The sequence below is a fragment of the Brevibacillus sp. genome (assembly GCF_003521185.1).
GTDB lineage: Bacteria > Bacillota > Bacilli > Brevibacillales > Brevibacillaceae > Brevibacillus > Brevibacillus parabrevis.
Genome location: NZ_DOTK01000089.1, coordinates 48,151 through 64,402, shown reverse-complemented (window position 1 = coordinate 64,402; position 16,252 = coordinate 48,151). Strand labels below are relative to the sequence as shown.

Sequence of the window (16,252 nt, the reverse complement as noted above, 5' to 3'; positions counted from 1 at the left end):
TCCCCCCTCGTCTATTTGCGCTCAGCCCGCTCTTTTGTCCAATACTCGTCCCACTTTTTCAGCAAGTCTTCCGCAGAGAGCTGATCGAGCAAATAGCTCTGGATTTCCTTGTCTGCCGCGCTTTGCCACGCTCCCCAGCCTTTGTAGTCGACAGGTCTGGATACATCGATGAATGTTTGCGGCTGCTGGTTCATCTCAATGAACGGCTGGAAGTATCCGGTTTTGTAAAACTCGTCTTCCGCTGCGCTTTTTACCACAGGAATGACAGACGTTTTCTTGGCGAAGTGGGTGCTTTGCTCGGGGTCAGAAAGAAATTCGATCAGCTTCCATGCTTCCGCTTTATGCTTGGAGTATGCTGTCATGCCCCAGCCTGGTCCGCCTACCACTTGCTGGGCTACACCTGATGGCCCAATCGGCAAAGGGGCGGTTGCCCATGTTCCTTCCTGCATTTTTTCCTTGGCTCCATCGATGACATCGGGGTCTTGGATCAGCATGGCCGTCGAACCTGCCACGAAGCCTTGCACCATCTCCTGGAAGCCCCAGCTTACCGAATCGGGCGGCGATATTTCTTTGTACAGCTGCTTGTAGTAGCGCATTGCCTCCAATGACTCCGGGGTAGAAAAAAGCGTCCGGCCGTCTTTCAGGAAAAAAGCAGAGGACGGATCGACCTCGGTGCCGTTGTAGGCCCACATCGCAATCAAGGCGTAGTCCCACCCGGTAGGGCCTCCCCGGAAGCTGTACCCGTAACGGTTTTTGGCCGGGTCGGTCATTTTTTTGCCCGCGGCCAACAGCTCAGCCCACGTCTTGGGCGCTTCGATGCCCGCTTCCTTGAACCAGTCCGCCCGATAGTACAGGACGCGCTGATACAAGCCGTTCGGAATATAGTAAGGGGTGTTGTCGACCCAAGTGGCGCGGCGTTTTGCCACATCGGTCAGCTGGTCGTAATTGCTCCATTTTTCCGTGTAGGGCTTCAGATTTTCAATAAAGCCGTTCATCGAGAACTGCTTCGCATTGAACTCACGGACCTCCAGCACATCAAGCTCTTCTTTTGCCATCAACATTTGCGTAATTTTTTGATCGGCCCCCTCGAAAGGCGGGGAGATCAGGTCTACCTTGATGCCCGGGTTTTTCGTTTCAAACTGGGTCAGCATTTCCTTCAGAAGCGCTGTGCGCTGCGGACTGGTAATGCTCTCGACCATCTTCAGCCTGACTTCTTGTCCAGCTTGCTCTTTCGCGCCATCTGGCTGCGCTTGGCCGGAATTGGCGGCGGGCTGACTACACCCAACCAGCAATGCCGTGGCGATACTCACTTGAAGTGCCGCAAATATCCAGGATCGAACTCCCATACACGAACCCCCTCTACTTTTGGAAGACAGTTCGTATTATAGTAAATATTCAGAATTATTAGTTTTAAAATTTTTACCAATATTTTCACTTTCTTTACTCTTTTTCGCTGCAAAGCAAACAGCCCGTTCCACGGCTTACTTCCCCCGTGAAACAGGCTTGCGAATGCAGCTTTTGCAAAAGACTATTCGACGCGTTGCAGCATCCTCATCCCGAGCAGCACAGCCCAGGCTCGGCGATCCGCCTTGAAGAAAAAGCGCAGCGGCAGCTCGCTGTCTGTAAAGATCAATGTATCGCTTGCGGCAGCGCGCAGGGCAAACTCGGTGCCTGCCACATCGGCGACGGGCACGCCCTCCCTGACGAAGAGCCGCAGGTGCCCGCCTTCTGCGCAAGCGTACGTCCCGACAAGCTTGTCCAGCTCCTCGCCGTCGATCTGATACAGCGGCGCGTCTGGCTCCTTGTGGGCAAGCGGCAAGCCCAGCGCCGCGTTTACCGCTGCCAGCCATACTTTGCGGATTGGCACGTTTTCCATGTTGGACAGCACGACACAAACCAGACCTTTTTCTGGCACAAAACCGAAATTGGACGACACGCCTGGCTGCCCTCCCCCGTGCTCGACCAGCGTGACCCCCGCGTAGTCCGTTGTCGTCTTGAGCGCATATCCGTACCAGGCGTCTTTCGTCAGCCGATGGACGGGCTGCCACATCGGCGCAAGTCCTTTGGCGGGCACGATTTCCTGCTGTTGATCGGGTCCTCCGCCTACGTACAGGCTTCCGTACGCAAGCAAATCCTCCACGCTGGAACGAATGCCGCCGCCAACCTCGTAGTTGCCGAGCGTCGGCCAGGCAACCTTTGTCATCTGCTGGTTTGCCCCTCGCCGCGCATACGGGGTAGAGACATTGGACAGACGCGCGACTTCCTCCAGGCTGAACGTAGAGCGGTGCATGCCAAGCGGCTCCAGCAGCCGTTCCGTCATATAACGGCGGTACAGACGGCCCGTCACTCGCTCGATGATCGCCCCAAGCAGCAGGAACATGTCATTGGCGTAGCTGAAATACTGTCCCGGCTCGCCCAGCGCGGCAAATTCCACGTGAGCCAAATAATCGAGGTGCTCGTGAAACTGGATCAGCTCTTCTTTGCGCAGCAGCGGCGGAACGCCGGAGGTATGGGACAGGAGATGGCGAATCTGGATTTTGCCCGCATCGCAGCCTGTCAGTCGGAACGACGGCAAGTATTTGTTGACCGGATCATCCAGCGACAGCTTTCCTTCTTGAACAAGCTGCATGATCGCCGCTGCCGTAAACGACTTGGTGACGGAAGCGATGCCAAAAACCGTTTCGGGCGTAACAGGCTCTTTTGTATCCAGATCGCGCACGCCAAACCCTTTGGCATAGATCGTTTGTCCGTGAAGAGACAGCGCCACGGCAAGGCCAGGGACGCTGTGCTCTTCCATGAAAGTTTCTACGTAATGCGCAAGCTCTGTCGTTTGCAGTCGCTCCATAGCCGTCCTCCATATTGTTGGGATAAATGAGATCGTTCTTGCTGAAGCCGACCTTTTTACAAAAGCGTGGTCGGTAGCGCGTGCACCGTGCGCCCTTTTCTGCCATTCGTCGTGACTGCCTGGGACAGCGAGTTGTAGATCGCTTCCTCCGTCGCCTCTGCCGCCGCCGCAAACAGCTCGTTCATGATCGGGTGATCCTCGCGAAGCTGTACGCGCGTCTCGGTATGCGCGTCTGTGTTGTGCGGAATTTTCTGTGCGGTGGAAAAGGCAATGACGATGTCGCCGCTCCCGTGCCCGAAGTGACTTCCCGTACGCCCCAGCCCGATTCCTGCCCGCTTGGCGACGCGCAGCAACTGCCGATCGCTCAGCGGCGCGTCCGTAGCCAGTACCATGATGATCGAACCGTCCTCTTTGCGCTCGGTTGCCTGTTTGGCCGTTTCTGTTTCGTCGGCGTTGGTATTGCTGTTGGCAAACAGCCGGTGGCCCAAAAAGTCGTCCTTGCTGCCAAAATTGGACAGCACCAGCGAACCGAGCGTGTACTTCTGCCCATCCGCCGCCACGACCCGTGAAGACGAACCGATTCCGCCTTTGTAGCCAAAAGCGATCATGCCCGTTCCTGCTCCGACCGCTCCTTCCTCTACCGCTTGCTCCGAAGCGTTTTCAATCGCCGCCACTGCGTCTTCCGGCCGTACCACACAGCGGCGGATGGAGTTGAGGTGCCCGTCGTTGCACTCGCCGACCACGATGTTGACCGTTCCTGTCGTATCGCCGATTTCCTCATTGGTAGCCAGCATGTATTGCAATGTGCCCTGCGTGACGGCTGGCACCGAAAACGTGTTGGTCAGCATGATCGGCGATTCCAGCACCCCCAGCTCGTTTACTTGCACAAGCCCGGTCGTCTTGCCGAAGCCGTTGATGACGTAGCTTGCAGCGGTCACCTTTTCGCGGAACAGACTCCCTCCGTGCGGCAAAATCGCCGTCACTCCTGTACATGCGCACTCCCCGTCTGCCAACTCGTGCTGAATCGTCACATGCCCCACGCGGACACCTGCCACGTCTGTCAGATCGTTTTTTTCGCCTGTAGGCAGCTTGCCGACGACAGCTCCCCATTCGCGAATTTTTCCTCTGTTCTTTTCAGTGCGGTCCATGGTTACTCCTCCTTGCGCTTTTTTGCTTACACTGGACGGTTGCGCAAAAAGTTTTCGTAGGCGAACCCGCGCACTTCATCCTCTGTGTATCGTTTGAGCAGTTCATTGATCAAATTTTGGCTCATGCCCGCATGCTCCAGTCCGACGACTTTGGCAGAAATCCCGTCGAAATCGGAGCCTAGCCCGATGTGGCGTACTCCGCCGAGCGAGCAAAAATGGTCGATATGCCGGATCAGATCGTCGATTGTCGGCGGTGTCGACTCGTTAATGAACATCGTGCAGTAGACGACGTGGACGTTGGCTCCTTTGGCAAACATCGCCTTTGCCTGCTCATCGGACAGGTTGCGGGGATGGCCGCAAATCGCCTGCGCATTGGAATGGCTCGCGATCGGGTACTTTGCCAGCTCCAGCGTCTCCCAGAAGCTGCGCTCACACAAATGCGAAACATCTGTCAAAATTTTTCGTTCATTGTGAAACTGGATCAGCTCTTTGCCAAACGCGGTCAGCCCGCCCTTCCGTTCTTCCAGCACTCCATCAGCCGCCAAGTTCGCCAGGTTCCAGGTAAGCCCAACAGAACGCACGCCCAGCTGGTACAAAATGTGCAGCTTTTTCAAGTCGTTGCCGATCGGCTCGACCCCTTCGAGTGTCAACATGGCTCCGATCTCGCCGTCGCCGAGCTTGTCCAGATCGCTCCAGTCGCGAATCTGTTTCATTTCCGGGTGTTTGCCGAGCACTTCGGCGTAAAAGTAATGAATCTGATCCAGCGCGCACTGGAACCGGCTTTCCGACGGCAGATCGGGTGGCGTGAAAATCGCGTAGCTTTGCACCTTTACTCCGCCTTCGTGCAGTCTGTTTCTGTTCACATCGAGCTTGTCGGAATCGGTGAAGGAGATGCTGCCCTTTTCCTCCCACAGCTTCAACAGCGCATCGCAATGCAAATCGATAATCGGCATTCCCATCATTCCCTGCATTCCCATCATTCCCTGCATTCCCATCATTCCTCGCTCTATTTTCTCTGGTCGAACTCTACCTAATTCTCTCATTTTACGGTAATGTATTTTTAAGTGCGATTCCAATGAATTTTTGCTATAGGCATCTTCAAAATTTTGCATAATGGAGCCTACCCCTATGAATATGGAACAACTGGAAGCGTTTATCTTTGTTGCCTTGACCGGGAGTTTCAGCAAAACAGCAGACCTGTTGTACCTTTCCCAGCCGACCGTCAGCATGCGGATCAAAGCGCTGGAAACCTCGATGGGCTGCAAGCTGTTTCAACGCACCGGACATACGATCTCGCTGACCAAAGAAGGCGACTTGTTTTTGCCCTACGCGAAAAATATCATGAACACACTGCAAGAAGGCCAACAGGCGATTCAGCGGTCGCAAGGCGACGTGGAAGGCGAGCTGACCATTTCGACCGTATTCGTTTCGGCCTTCTACATCTTGCCGGATCTCGTGGAACAGTTTCAGCAGCTGTACCCGAAAATCAAGCTGACGATCCTCACGGGACATTCTCATCAGGTGCTCGATATGGTGCTCAACCACGAGGTTTCGTTCGGCATCGCCAGGGCGGTCAACCACCCGCAGATCAACCGGATTCAGCTCATGTCCGACGACATGGTGCTGGCGATTTACCCTGAGCATTCGTTTGCCTATCGCCATCAGGTGTCGATCGAAGAGGTGGCGCGCGAACGGCTGATTTTGTTCAACCGCGGCTCTCTGGACTGGAAGCTGATCAACAACGCGTTCAGCCATTTTCAACTGCAAAACAATGTCGTCATGGAAGCGGACAACATCGAGGTCGTCAAGCGGATGGTGAAACAGCGGCTTGGCATCGCCTTTTTGCCGCGCTTTGCGATCAGCAAGGATTTGAGCGACGGGGAGTTGAAGGAAGTAGATGTCCTCAACCTGCCGCAAATCAACCGCAATTTTGAGCTGATTTACTTGAAAGACACGCCTGTGAACGGAATCATGCGGACGTTTATCGATTTTTTGATGCAAAACAAGGCGTTGCAGTGAGGGATATACCGTTGGCAAAAGGCTTCGGCACGTTTTTGTGCGCGAGGCTTTTTCTTTTTGGGTGGCTTCGGTTGAATGGGGAGCGCTTGGGAGGATGCTTTGTGGATTGCTTTATTGGTAACTCGGGTGTGGCGAGGAAAAGGCTGAATGCATGAAAGCTTGCTTGGGCTTCGCTTTGTAGATTGCGTTATCGGTACTTCAGGTGAGGCGGGAAAAAGCTTAAGGAGCAAAGCCTGTTGGGGTGGCGCTTTGTAGATCGCGTCATCGGTACTTCAGGCGCGGCGAGGAAAGAGACGAATCGCTGTAGCTTCTTGGGATACCCGCTGGGGGCCTAGACTGCACGGCTCCGGGGAAAAAGCGAAACCGCGTCAAAAGCAGCCGCTCACAGAAGCGGGAGCACGCTGACGCTTAAAACCGTGTTTCGCTTTTTCCTCGGAACCTCGGTCGGTATCCCAAAGAGCTTTCGCGCATTTCGTCTCTTTCCTCGTCTGGGGCTAGGTGTGGTGATCGGGGGTTTCAAGGAAAAGGCTGAATGCATAAAAGCTTGCTTGGGCTGACTCTTTGAAGTCTGCGTCATCGGTACTTCAGGCGTGGCGAGGAAAGAGACGAATCGCTGTAGCTTCTTGGGATACCCGCTGGGGGCCTAGACTGCACGGCTCCGGGGAAAAAGCGAAACCGCGTCAAAAGCAGCCGCTCACAGAAGCGGGAGCACGCTGACGCTTAAAACCGTGTTTCGCTTTTTCCTCGGAACCTCGGTCGGTATCCCAAAGAGCTTTCGCGCATTTCGTCTCTTTCCTCGTCTGGGGCGGATGAGTTCAACGTCCGTTTCAACAAGACATGAAAACATGATGAGGGTTCTTCTAGAAGAAGGTTACTGCGTGCAACTCGTCCATGTAAAAGCTCGTTACTACCTGCATTGGATTTTTCATCCCCGATTAACGATCAAGAAGCATATCCGCCTAAAGCTAAACGTTGGCCGAGGAAACAGGAGAAACAAGCGGCAGGGCTTTCGGACTCCCCCCAGCCGGAGGCGAAAAAGGAAAACGGCTTTTAAGCGGCAACGTGAGCACACTTCTTCGAACATACTACTTTTGCCGCGGTTTTCCTTTTTCACCGCAGGCGGCCAGTCTAGGCTTCCCCGCAAGAGGCCAGGTGCCCTGCGGCGGTTTCTCCTGTTTCCTCCCTTCGCTGCAGCACCGATCAACAGCTGCACTAACATTTCAGTTCCTGATCAACCACCACAAACCTCATCCAAAATTTTCTCCTCCGCTTAACTTTCAACAAACAAACTCCGATCAAAGCCAAACGCTGGCCGAGGAAACAGGAGAAACAAGCGGCAGGGCTTTCGGACTCCTCCAGTCTCCCCTTCTCCGCAAGAGGCCAGATGCCCTGCGGCGGTTTCTCCTGTTTCCTCCCCTATGTCGCCACCGTCCTTTTAACCACCTGCTTCCGCCCGCCGAGCCTGCTGATCGACCAGAGCAGACAACCGATGATGAACAGCATCACGATCAACCCAACCGTAAAATTGCCAAAAACATCCACAGTCAACCCAATCAGCATCGGCCCAAGACAGCCGAGCATGTAGCCGCCGCATTGCATTGCCGCTGACCAGGAAGTTGCTTCTGCAGCGCTCTCCGCTTCCTGAATCGGGATCAAAAGCGCCAGCGGGAACAGACCGCCTGCCCCGATTCCGAGAAACACGGTCGCCAACCACGGCGACAGGTGAGCGAGCAGCAAAGCGACGCCGATCAGCTCGGACAGGGCACAGATGACGAGCCACAGATTGCGTTTGCCCGTGCGGCTGACGATGACCGGGACGAAAAAGCTGACGGGAATCTGGATGATCGTAAACAACGTCAGAACGAGTCCCGACTGCTCGTGGCTGATTCCTGCCGATTGCACGAGCGGCGCCAGCCAGGCGGTAATCATGTAAAACATCGATGACATGCAACCGAAAAACACCATGCTGCTGCCCATTCGCCCATTTTTCACCCGCAAGGAAGGCCGTGTCAGCTCCGATTTCGCCGCTTTTTCTTTCGTCAGCGGAAGCAGCAGCCCCGCCGCAATCACCGCCAAGCCTGCCCAGACGCACAGCGCATATTGCCACGACTGGTGCAGCCCTTCAAAAATCGGAATCGACAAGCTCGAAGCGACCGCCGCCCCGATGACCAGCGATACGGAGTAGATGCTCGTAGCACCCGGCCTGCCAGGAAAATGCTTTTTGATAAAGCCTGACAAAAGCGGGCCTGCGATGCCGATGCCAATTCCGGAAATCAGGGCAGTCGCCAGCAGGCTGACGCTGTCGTTGACCGCCGCCCGAAACGCCGTAGCCGCAAAAATCATCACCATAGAGACAAACAACGCTCGCTCCAGCCCAAAACGCTGGCTAAGCGTGATCGACAAAAGCGCAAACAGCCCCATGCACAAGACCGGAAGCGTCGTAATCAGGCTGGCGGTCACGCCGCTCATGCCCAAATCCTTTTGAATGATGTCAAGCAACGGTCCTACAGACGTAATGGACGGCCGCAAGTTCAGCGACAGAAAAAACACGACGAAACCCAAATAAAAAAACTTCACGCAAGCACTTCCTTCCTCAGTCCTTGAATGAAGTGTAAATGCCGGATTATAATAGATCAATTCTATTTTTTCTATACAAACAATAGCTACAGACTATGTATAAAGGAGCGGAAGCGATGGAATTTCGCCAGCTGCAATACTTTCTCATGCTGTGCAACGAACTGCATTTTTCCGAAGCCGCCTACAAGCTCGGCATCACCCAGCCGACATTGAGCCAGCAAATCCGCGTTCTGGAAGACGAAGTCGGCGTCCCCCTGTTCGACCGCATCGGGAAAAAAACGGTAAAGACAGAAGCCGGAGAAATTTTGGAGCATCACGCCAGACAAATCGCGCAGCAGCTTGAAAATGCGAAAACAGCCATCGCAGACTTGACCCGCCTGCATGCCAGCCACTTGCGCATTGCCGTACTGCCCTCCGACCTGGACTATCGGCTCACCTCTTTGCTCATCGACTTTCATAAGCAATTCCCGCAAACCAAAGTGCAAGTGTTTCCTTCCATCGACATCGTCAATCAGGTGCTGAACATTGAAGTCGACCTGGGTGTCGGTCTGTCCATGCCCGCCGTGCCTGCCGACCAGCGCTTGACCCGCATCCCGTTTTACACGGAAACGTACAGTCTCTACGTCCATGCCGACCACCCGCTTGCCGAGAACGAATTTGTGTCTGCCGACGATTTGCGCACCATCCCGTTTGTCATGTATCCGAAAGGCTTTTACGGCAGGGATTTGATCGACAGATGGGGGCTGGAATACGGGCTGACCGTTGAGACGATCATGGAAACAGGCTCTGCCACCTCTCTGCTCCAACTCGTTCACGCCGGAATCGGAGCCACGATCCAGCCCAGCCGCCTGATCGAAAGCTTCCCCTCGCTCAACATTCGCGCGATCGAGATCAAAGATTCGCCGATCCGGGAAATGGTGATCATGTATCGCAACGACAAGTACATGAGTGTGGCTGCCAAAGCGTTTATCCATAAGCTGGAGACGTCTTTTCGCACCTTTCGTTAACAAACGCAGGCGGACTGCTTGTTCATCAACGAACTTCAGACGACACACACTTTTGAAAAATGGCTCGGCTCGCCCTCCCGCTGGTTCGAACACCAGCCGAAAAGGACATCCTAAGTGGTAGCTTCGCTATCCCACAAAAAGCCAAACACAAGGAGAGCCTTCAATGCATCAGCCAGCCATCATCCATTTCACCGACAAGGACCTCGACGGAGAATCGTGCGCCATCCTGAGCCGAATCGCCTATGCCGACCAGGAAGTCCTCGTCCGCGGCGTATCTCCGTATACCGTCAGCCAGGAGATCGAGACGTTTATCGAGCAGGAGCTTGCCCCCGGAATGTCCGTTGTCATTACCGATGTCAGCGTCAACGAAAAAGCCGCCGCCCTGATTCAAAAACAGGTCGCGCGCGGGCATTCGTTCGTCCTGATCGACCACCACCCGACAGCGCTGCCGCTGTCAGCCAAGTACGACTGGGCGAATGTCGTGGTAGAGGAGGCGGGGAAAAAGCCCTCGGCCACAAGCCTTTACTACGACTACTTGATCCAAAAGGGCGCGCTTGCGCCTACCGACGTGCTCTCCCACTACGTAGAGCTGGTTCGCGCTTTTGACACGTGGGACTGGGAGACGAGCGGCAACGACCAGGCGCATCAGTTGAACCTGTTGTTTTACTTGGCAGAACGGGAGACTTTTGCCGATCAAGTAATCGGACGATTGCGCGGGGAAGGCGACGACACGGATCAGTTTGTGTTCACGGAATGGGAGTCGATCCTGATCTATGCGGAGGAACGCAAAATCGCTGCCTACGAGCAAAAAAAGCTGCGGCAAATGAAGCGGCTTCCGGTCGACATCGACCTGGACAAGCCGAAGCAGTACACAGTCGGGGTCGTCTTTTTGGAGCAATACCACTCTACGACGGGAAGCTTTTTGTGCAAAAGCGACGAGACAATCGACTTTGTCGCCATGCTCGATCCGGGAAAAGGCCGGATCAGCCTGCGCACGAACCGCGATGACGTCGATCTCTCTGTGATCGCCGCCCATTACGGCGGTGGCGGACATCCAAAAGCGGCGGGCTGCTCGTTCACAGGGCTGACGTTGAAAACGTTCGTCTACCCAGCCCTGCGCGTCCATTAAACGCAAAAAATCCCCTCCGGTCATCCACGTCCGTCCCAAGCTGTTACGAGACGAACGCGGACGCTTCCGCGAGGGGATTTTTCCTGCCTTACCGTTACGCGTGACCCAGCAACGCTTCCAATACTTTCTGCACTTTTACACCTGTCTCAAACGTAACCAGCCTGGCTTCCTTGCCTTCCAGAGCCAGCGCCAGCTCATCGAGCAACAGCGACAGACGGTCCTGCTCGGGCACGCCCGCTGCCTGAGGAGCTTCATTGTCTCTTCCGACAGACAGCTTGCTCCAGTTGACCACACTGAGCGTGCCTTTTGTACCGTAAATGCGGTAGTCCAAATGCTCCTGATGCGCGATACCCGCCAGCCCGTTGATCGTCACAGGCGTGCCGTCTGCCAGGCGCAAGAAGGCAGATACGCCTGTTTCACACGCTTGCGGATCTTCCGGATAGTCTACCTCCGAGCGGATCACCTGCAAGTCGCCAAACAAAGCGTACGTCAAATGGGTAAAATGCGGCAAAACCTCGCGGATGAAGCCGCCCTGCTCCCGACCGGACAGCCACGGCGTCTGCTGCCACGGGCGCGGCCATGTATGGAAATGAGTCAAAATGTCGATTCTGCGCACATCGCCGATCTCCTCCAGCCTGCGGCGCAGCTCCGGGAAAATGCCCTGATAGTAGAGCGGGAAATTCATCGCGTGTACGACACCTGCGTCTTTCGCTGCGGCCAGCATTTCCTCCGCTTCCCCAAGCGAGTTGGCGAGCGGCTTCTCGCACAGCAAATGCTTTTTGTGAGCCAGCACGTCCAAGGCAATCGCGTGGTGGAATTTTGGCGGAACAGCCAGATAGATGCAATCCAGCTCTTCTTTTGCGAGCAATTCCTTGTAATCGGTGTACCACGGCACGTCTCCGGATTTTTGCGCAGCCTCCTGCGCTCTTTCCGCCGAAACGTCACTGACTGCCGCTACACAAAATGTTTCGTGCGTGCGAATGGCGTTCATCATTCGTTCGCCCATGACTCCTGCGCCGATGACGCCCACTTTCCACTTGCTCTGGTTCATCTGTCTTTCCTCGCTTCCTGATGAAGTACGTCTTTTTTGCACCTCCCCCATTTCTCCATTTGTCTGAAAATTCCTTGTAAAAAAACGAGATCGCGCAAAAAAGCTTTGCCAAAACCGCTACACGCAAGCCGGAGCCTCTTGCTGCTTCTCCACCCGCTCACGCTTCTTTTCCTTTTGCAGCGCCACGACGGTATAAAGCGACGGCACAACAATCAAAGTTAAAAGCATCGAGAACAGCAGCCCGGAAATAATCGTGATGGCCAGCGGTTTGAACAGCACGCTCCCGGAAATCGCCATCGGGGCAAGGCCAGCCACGGCTGCAAAAGTCGTCAGCAAAATCGGGCGCAACCGCGCTTTTCCAGCGCCGATCACCGCGTCTCGCAACCCCATGCCAGCGTGCCGTGCTTCTTCGATGAACTCGATCAGGACAATTCCGTTTCGCACGACAATTCCGGCCAAGGAGATAAACCCGGCTACTGTCATGAAGCCGATCGGCGTGTCGGTAATGAACAACCCGATCATGCTTCCGGCGATCGCCAGGTAGACTGTGCTCATCACCAAAGTCGGTATCGACAAGGAATTGAACTGCAACACAATCAACAGGAAGATGAGCAGCACAGCCACCACCGCGAGCAGCCCCAAATCGGCCAGCACGTCGCCTTCCTCCTCCGATTCACCCGTCACCTTCCAGGCGTAACCATCCGGCATTTCGACGTGTTCCAGCTTTTGCACCAGCTCGCTCATCACGTCATCCGCCGTGCGCCCCCGCACATCGCTCGTAATCGTGACACTGCGGGACATATTGTAGCGGGGAATGCTCTGGATGGACAAGCTCGGTTTCATTTCCGCTATTTGCGCCACCGGAATGAGCTGCCCCTGGCTATTCGGAACCGTAAGCTGGCTAAAAAGCTGCTGCGGAGTCATGTTCGCCTGATCAGCCAGCAAAGTCATGTCGATCAGCTTTTTCCCGTTGTCAAACTGTCCAACCGGGATGCCTTGACTGATCAGACGCAACGTTCTCGTCAAATCCGCTTCATGGACCAGCGCCTTGTCCATTTTCCCCTGCTCCACCTGGAATTGGAGGGAATATTGCGCATTCCCGAGCGTGTCATTGATATTGTAAGTTCCTTTCGTCTCTTTAATCATCGCTTTGACTTCCTCGGAAATCGCATACAGCTCGGACAAGTCATTTCCATACACGCGAATGGCGACCGGGCTGCCCGAATACATGCCCGCCTTCACGCTGTACGGAATGATATTCGCCTCCGGGTACAGTTCTTTCAGCTGCACAGTCCACGGCTCGACGACTTTGCGCGCATCCATCTGCGTATGGTCAAAGACGACGACGAGCTGCGCCATGTTTTCGCCTGTTCCGATCGACGGGGCACTCGTGATCATCTGCGGGGCAGCTCCCCCGACGAAGGCAGCCACCTTTTGAATGTGCGGCTGTTTGACAATCCAGTCGCTGGTGCCTTGGACGATCCGGTCGGTTTCCTGCAAATTGCTGCCGATCGGCATGTTTATGTTGACAATCATCTGCGGTCTGTCGTCATCCGGGAACAGCTGGATCGGAATAAACGCAGCCAGTCCGTAAAAGGCTGTAGCGACCAGCACCCCGATCACTCCCGTTTTCAACGGGTTTTTCAGCATCGCCGGCATGACCCGATCTCCGTACCAGCGGGTCAGCGCATCGATCTGCTTGCCCAAAAGTCCGGCTGGCTTGCGGTCTGCTGCCGTTTTTTTCGCGCGCTTGTTTTTTCGTCTCTCGTTCCACTCCCGGTAAATCGGAATGAGCGAGAGCGACATGATCATGGAGGCGGTCATCGTGAAAATGATGACGACTGGCACCGGAAAAATGAACTGCCCGGCATCGCCTGTCAAAAAAATGATCGGGCCAAATGCGCTGATCGTGGCAAATGTCGCCGTGACAATCGAAACGGCAACCTCTTTCGTGCCAAGCACGGCTGCCGTATACGGTTCTTCTCCAAGCACGGACAGCCTGCGCTCAATGTTGTCATTGACCACAACGGCGTCATCCACCAAAATCCCGAGAACGATGATCATGCCAAAGACACTCATCTGATTCAGCGTGATCCCGAGCAAAGGGAGAACAGCCATCCCTGACGCAAGCGAGATCGGGATCGCGAGGGCGACCATCATCGAAGTCGTCAAGTTCAAGCCGAGCCTGCAAACGAACAGGACGGCCACAATCGCGATCAGCATTTCATGCAACAGCTCGGAAAACAAACTGTCGATCCGATCCATCTGGGCGTAAACCGTTTCCTTTTTCGCCCACGAAGGCAGCTGCTCTTCTAAAGAATGCAGCTTCTCGTCGACCGCGCGCTGGACGCTCGGGACGTTGCTGCCCAGCTCGGCGTTGATGCTGACCGTGACGGCGGGCTTTCCGTTGTAGTACGTCTTGTATTCCACCCGTTTCGTACTGTCCAAAATCGTGGCGACATCTTGCAAATAGACGGGTACCCCCTGAGCAGTACGGGTCACGACCACTTTTCCGAGCGAAGTCGGATCGTAGCTGACAGGCATGGTCAGTTGGTATTGGCGTTTGTCGACATGTATGTCTCCGAGTGGAACCGTCTCGTTTTTCGTTTGAATCGCGTTCATGACTTGCGCCCAAGAAATGCCGTAATGCTGGAGCTTTTGCGCCTGTACGTTGACTTTCACTTCCTGCTCGGGCAATCCGAGGATCGAGACATCGGACACGCCCGGAACGGTGCGCAGCTGATCCTTCCACAGGTCGAGCGTATCGCGCAATTGCACGATTTGTTCAAAAGAATCGGCGGTAATTTGGAACGACTGGATGAAAGTGCGGCTCATGTCATCATTGATGATCGGCTGCTCCGCCTCTTCCGGCAGGTCGGCTTCGGCGTCCTTCACTTTTTTCCGCATGTCTTCAAACACGGCTTTCGGTTTGGCATCATTTTCCGTCTGTACGGTAATGATCGACACCCCTGAACGCGACTCGGAGTTGATCGACTTGATCCCTTGCACTTCATTGATCTTCTCTTCCAGCTTTTTTGTGACGGTCTGCTCGATTTTTTGCGGAGTCGCTCCCGGATAGACCGTAGTCACTGTCGCGGTGCCGACGATGATGTCAGGCTGCTCCTGTCTCGGGAGCGAGAACAAGACGTAAACCCCCATCAAGATCAGCATCGCAAAAAAGACGAGCGTGATTTTTCGCTTCTTGATCAAAAATTCAATCATGCTTCACGCCTCCTTTGACAGTGACCTGATCCCCGTCGAGCAAGCGGTCTGCCCCGTCAGTGATCAAGACATCGCCCGCCGCTATCCCTGCTGTAATTTCCAGCTCGTTGTCGACATACTCCCCCAGCGTTACCGTCGTCTTGCGGGCTTTTCCTTCTGTCAAAAGGAAGACATAAGGTTCAGACCCGCGGCTGAAAACAGCTTGGGTCGGAATAAAAATCGCTTCTTTTTGCTCCAAGGTTCGTTTCGCACTGACCACTTGCCCGGCAAACCAGTCTTTGGCGGCATTGTCGACCACCACTTCCACGCCGATCGTGCCCGTCTGTTCATTCGTAGCCGGATAGATGTTCGTCACTTTGCCTTTGCGCTTGTTCCCGTACAGCGCAAGCTCGACCTCGTCGCCTGCCCGCCAGGATGAGATGTCTTTATCCGGCACAGGCAAAACCGTTTTCAGCTGCTGGATGTTGCCGATGCGATACACGGGAGCACCCGGGCCTGCAAGCTGACCGACATCCGCCATTTTTGCCAGTACGGTTCCGGCAAAAGGCGCTTTCGCCTCGGTTTTCGCCAGTGTCGCCGCCGCCTGATTGCGTGCTGCCATCGCTCCTTGATAGCTCGCCTGCGTCGCGTTCACATCTTCCGCGCGCGCCCCTTCGACGACCAGAGAGTAGGTCGCTTTTGCCTGGAAAAGGTCTTTTTCCGCCAGCTCCCGCGCATTTTTCGCCCGTTCAAACTCACTTTGCGAGATCGCCCCATTTTTATGTAGCTGCTCCATGCGGCGGTAATCGCTCTCGGCCTGCTGCAAAGAGATTTGCTTCGCTTCAACCGCTGCCTGCGCTTGCTGGACTTCTTCCTTGCGGGAGCCGTTTTTCACTTTGGCCAATTGGGCGTTCGCGCCGTTTGCTTCTGCGTTTGCCATTGCGAGCTGGAGCGAGTAGTCCGTGGTGCCAAGCACCGCCAGGACGTCTCCCTTTTTAACCGAATCCCCCTCCTTGAACGGCATCCGTTTGATTTCCCCGGCAATTTCAAAAGCAACCGTCACCTCTTCTACAGGAACAAGCGTTCCCGACAGCTCGCTCTCGGTACGGACAGTCTTCGTTTGAACGCGTTTCGTTTCCACCACTTTTGCATCCAGCCGGGTTTCCACGCTGCTTGCAGGCTGCTCCCCTGTTGTGCAAGCCGTTCCCACCAGCACAAGCGAGAGGAGCGCTACACTTCCCGCCGCTTTCCTGATCCATGCATTCATGTTCTCTT

At 55.0% G+C, this 16,252-nt stretch carries 11 protein-coding genes; 3 read left to right on the top strand and 8 right to left on the bottom strand.

Translation table 11 applies throughout. The annotated features are described in order from the left end of the window. Positions 1 to 11 precede the first annotated feature (11 nt). From DEP07_RS26030 to DEP07_RS26015, 4 genes are all read right to left on the bottom strand, one after another. Complete coding sequence (locus DEP07_RS26030) at positions 12 to 1,160, bottom strand: ABC transporter substrate-binding protein (protein ID WP_370641104.1); 1,149 nt, start codon at positions 1,158 to 1,160, stop codon at positions 12 to 14. A gap of 368 nt (positions 1,161 to 1,528) precedes the next feature. After that, on the bottom strand, positions 1,529 to 2,845 hold the full coding sequence (locus tag DEP07_RS26025) for a serine hydrolase domain-containing protein (protein ID WP_287103223.1): 1,317 nt from the start codon (positions 2,843 to 2,845) through the stop codon (positions 1,529 to 1,531). A 56-nt stretch (positions 2,846 to 2,901) separates the two neighbouring features. Then, a complete protein-coding gene (locus tag DEP07_RS26020; protein WP_287103222.1) occupies positions 2,902 to 3,993 on the bottom strand; it encodes a DmpA family aminopeptidase in 1,092 nt (363 codons plus the stop codon). A 26-nt stretch (positions 3,994 to 4,019) separates the two neighbouring features. Beyond that, positions 4,020 to 4,955: a dipeptidase gene (locus DEP07_RS26015; protein WP_122963261.1), complete on the bottom strand. Its 936-nt coding sequence runs from the start codon at positions 4,953 to 4,955 to the stop codon at positions 4,020 to 4,022. 166 nt (positions 4,956 to 5,121) lie between these two features. Here DEP07_RS26015 and DEP07_RS26010 point away from each other — a divergent pair, with 166 nt between their 5' ends. Further along, positions 5,122 to 6,012 carry a LysR family transcriptional regulator gene (locus tag DEP07_RS26010; protein ID WP_173596184.1) on the top strand — a complete coding sequence of 297 codons (891 nt, stop codon included), beginning with the start codon at positions 5,122 to 5,124 and terminating at the stop codon, positions 6,010 to 6,012. A 1,416-nt stretch (positions 6,013 to 7,428) separates the two neighbouring features. On the opposite strand, the gene DEP07_RS26005 is transcribed toward DEP07_RS26010, so the two are convergent. Beyond that, positions 7,429 to 8,589, bottom strand: a complete 1,161-nt coding sequence (locus DEP07_RS26005) for an MFS transporter (protein WP_122963081.1) — start codon at positions 8,587 to 8,589, stop codon at positions 7,429 to 7,431. Between the two features lie 116 nt (positions 8,590 to 8,705). Here DEP07_RS26005 and DEP07_RS26000 point away from each other — a divergent pair, with 116 nt between their 5' ends. Both DEP07_RS26000 and DEP07_RS25995 read left to right on the top strand, forming a co-directional pair. Further along, positions 8,706 to 9,596 (top strand): LysR family transcriptional regulator, encoded by an 891-nt coding sequence (locus tag DEP07_RS26000; RefSeq protein WP_122963080.1) that lies wholly within the window; start codon positions 8,706 to 8,708, stop codon positions 9,594 to 9,596. 163 nt (positions 9,597 to 9,759) lie between these two features. Further along, positions 9,760 to 10,725 carry a DHH family phosphoesterase gene (locus tag DEP07_RS25995; protein ID WP_287103221.1) on the top strand — a complete coding sequence of 322 codons (966 nt, stop codon included), beginning with the start codon at positions 9,760 to 9,762 and terminating at the stop codon, positions 10,723 to 10,725. A gap of 94 nt (positions 10,726 to 10,819) precedes the next feature. On the opposite strand, the gene DEP07_RS25990 is transcribed toward DEP07_RS25995, so the two are convergent. From DEP07_RS25990 to DEP07_RS25980, 3 genes are all read right to left on the bottom strand, one after another. Continuing rightward, the gene (locus DEP07_RS25990; protein WP_122963078.1) at positions 10,820 to 11,776 is read right to left on the bottom strand and encodes a Gfo/Idh/MocA family protein; all 957 of its coding nucleotides are present in this window, start codon (positions 11,774 to 11,776) and stop codon (positions 10,820 to 10,822) included. 117 nt (positions 11,777 to 11,893) lie between these two features. After that, entirely contained in the window at positions 11,894 to 14,998 is a 3,105-nt protein-coding gene (locus tag DEP07_RS25985) for an efflux RND transporter permease subunit (protein ID WP_287103220.1), read from the bottom strand. After that, positions 14,991 to 16,244, bottom strand: a complete 1,254-nt coding sequence (locus tag DEP07_RS25980) for an efflux RND transporter periplasmic adaptor subunit (RefSeq protein ID WP_173598377.1) — start codon at positions 16,242 to 16,244, stop codon at positions 14,991 to 14,993. The genes DEP07_RS25985 and DEP07_RS25980 overlap by 8 nt, the downstream gene beginning before the upstream one ends. Positions 16,245 to 16,252: the final 8 nt, after the last annotated feature.

Coding starts and splice junctions, on each gene's coding strand:
- DEP07_RS26025 (WP_287103223.1), bottom strand. CDS start 2,845: ATGGAGCGACTGCAAACGACAGAGCTTGCGCATTACGTAGAAACTTTC.
- DEP07_RS26020 (WP_287103222.1), bottom strand. CDS start 3,993: ATGGACCGCACTGAAAAGAACAGAGGAAAAATTCGCGAATGGGGAGCT.
- DEP07_RS26015 (WP_122963261.1), bottom strand. CDS start 4,955: ATGATGGGAATGCCGATTATCGATTTGCATTGCGATGCGCTGTTGAAG.
- DEP07_RS26010 (WP_173596184.1), top strand. CDS start 5,122: ATGAATATGGAACAACTGGAAGCGTTTATCTTTGTTGCCTTGACCGGG.
- DEP07_RS26000 (WP_122963080.1), top strand. CDS start 8,706: ATGGAATTTCGCCAGCTGCAATACTTTCTCATGCTGTGCAACGAACTG.
- DEP07_RS25995 (WP_287103221.1), top strand. CDS start 9,760: ATGCATCAGCCAGCCATCATCCATTTCACCGACAAGGACCTCGACGGA.
- DEP07_RS25990 (WP_122963078.1), bottom strand. CDS start 11,776: ATGAACCAGAGCAAGTGGAAAGTGGGCGTCATCGGCGCAGGAGTCATG.
- DEP07_RS25985 (WP_287103220.1), bottom strand. CDS start 14,998: ATGATTGAATTTTTGATCAAGAAGCGAAAAATCACGCTCGTCTTTTTT.
- DEP07_RS25980 (WP_173598377.1), bottom strand. CDS start 16,244: ATGAATGCATGGATCAGGAAAGCGGCGGGAAGTGTAGCGCTCCTCTCG.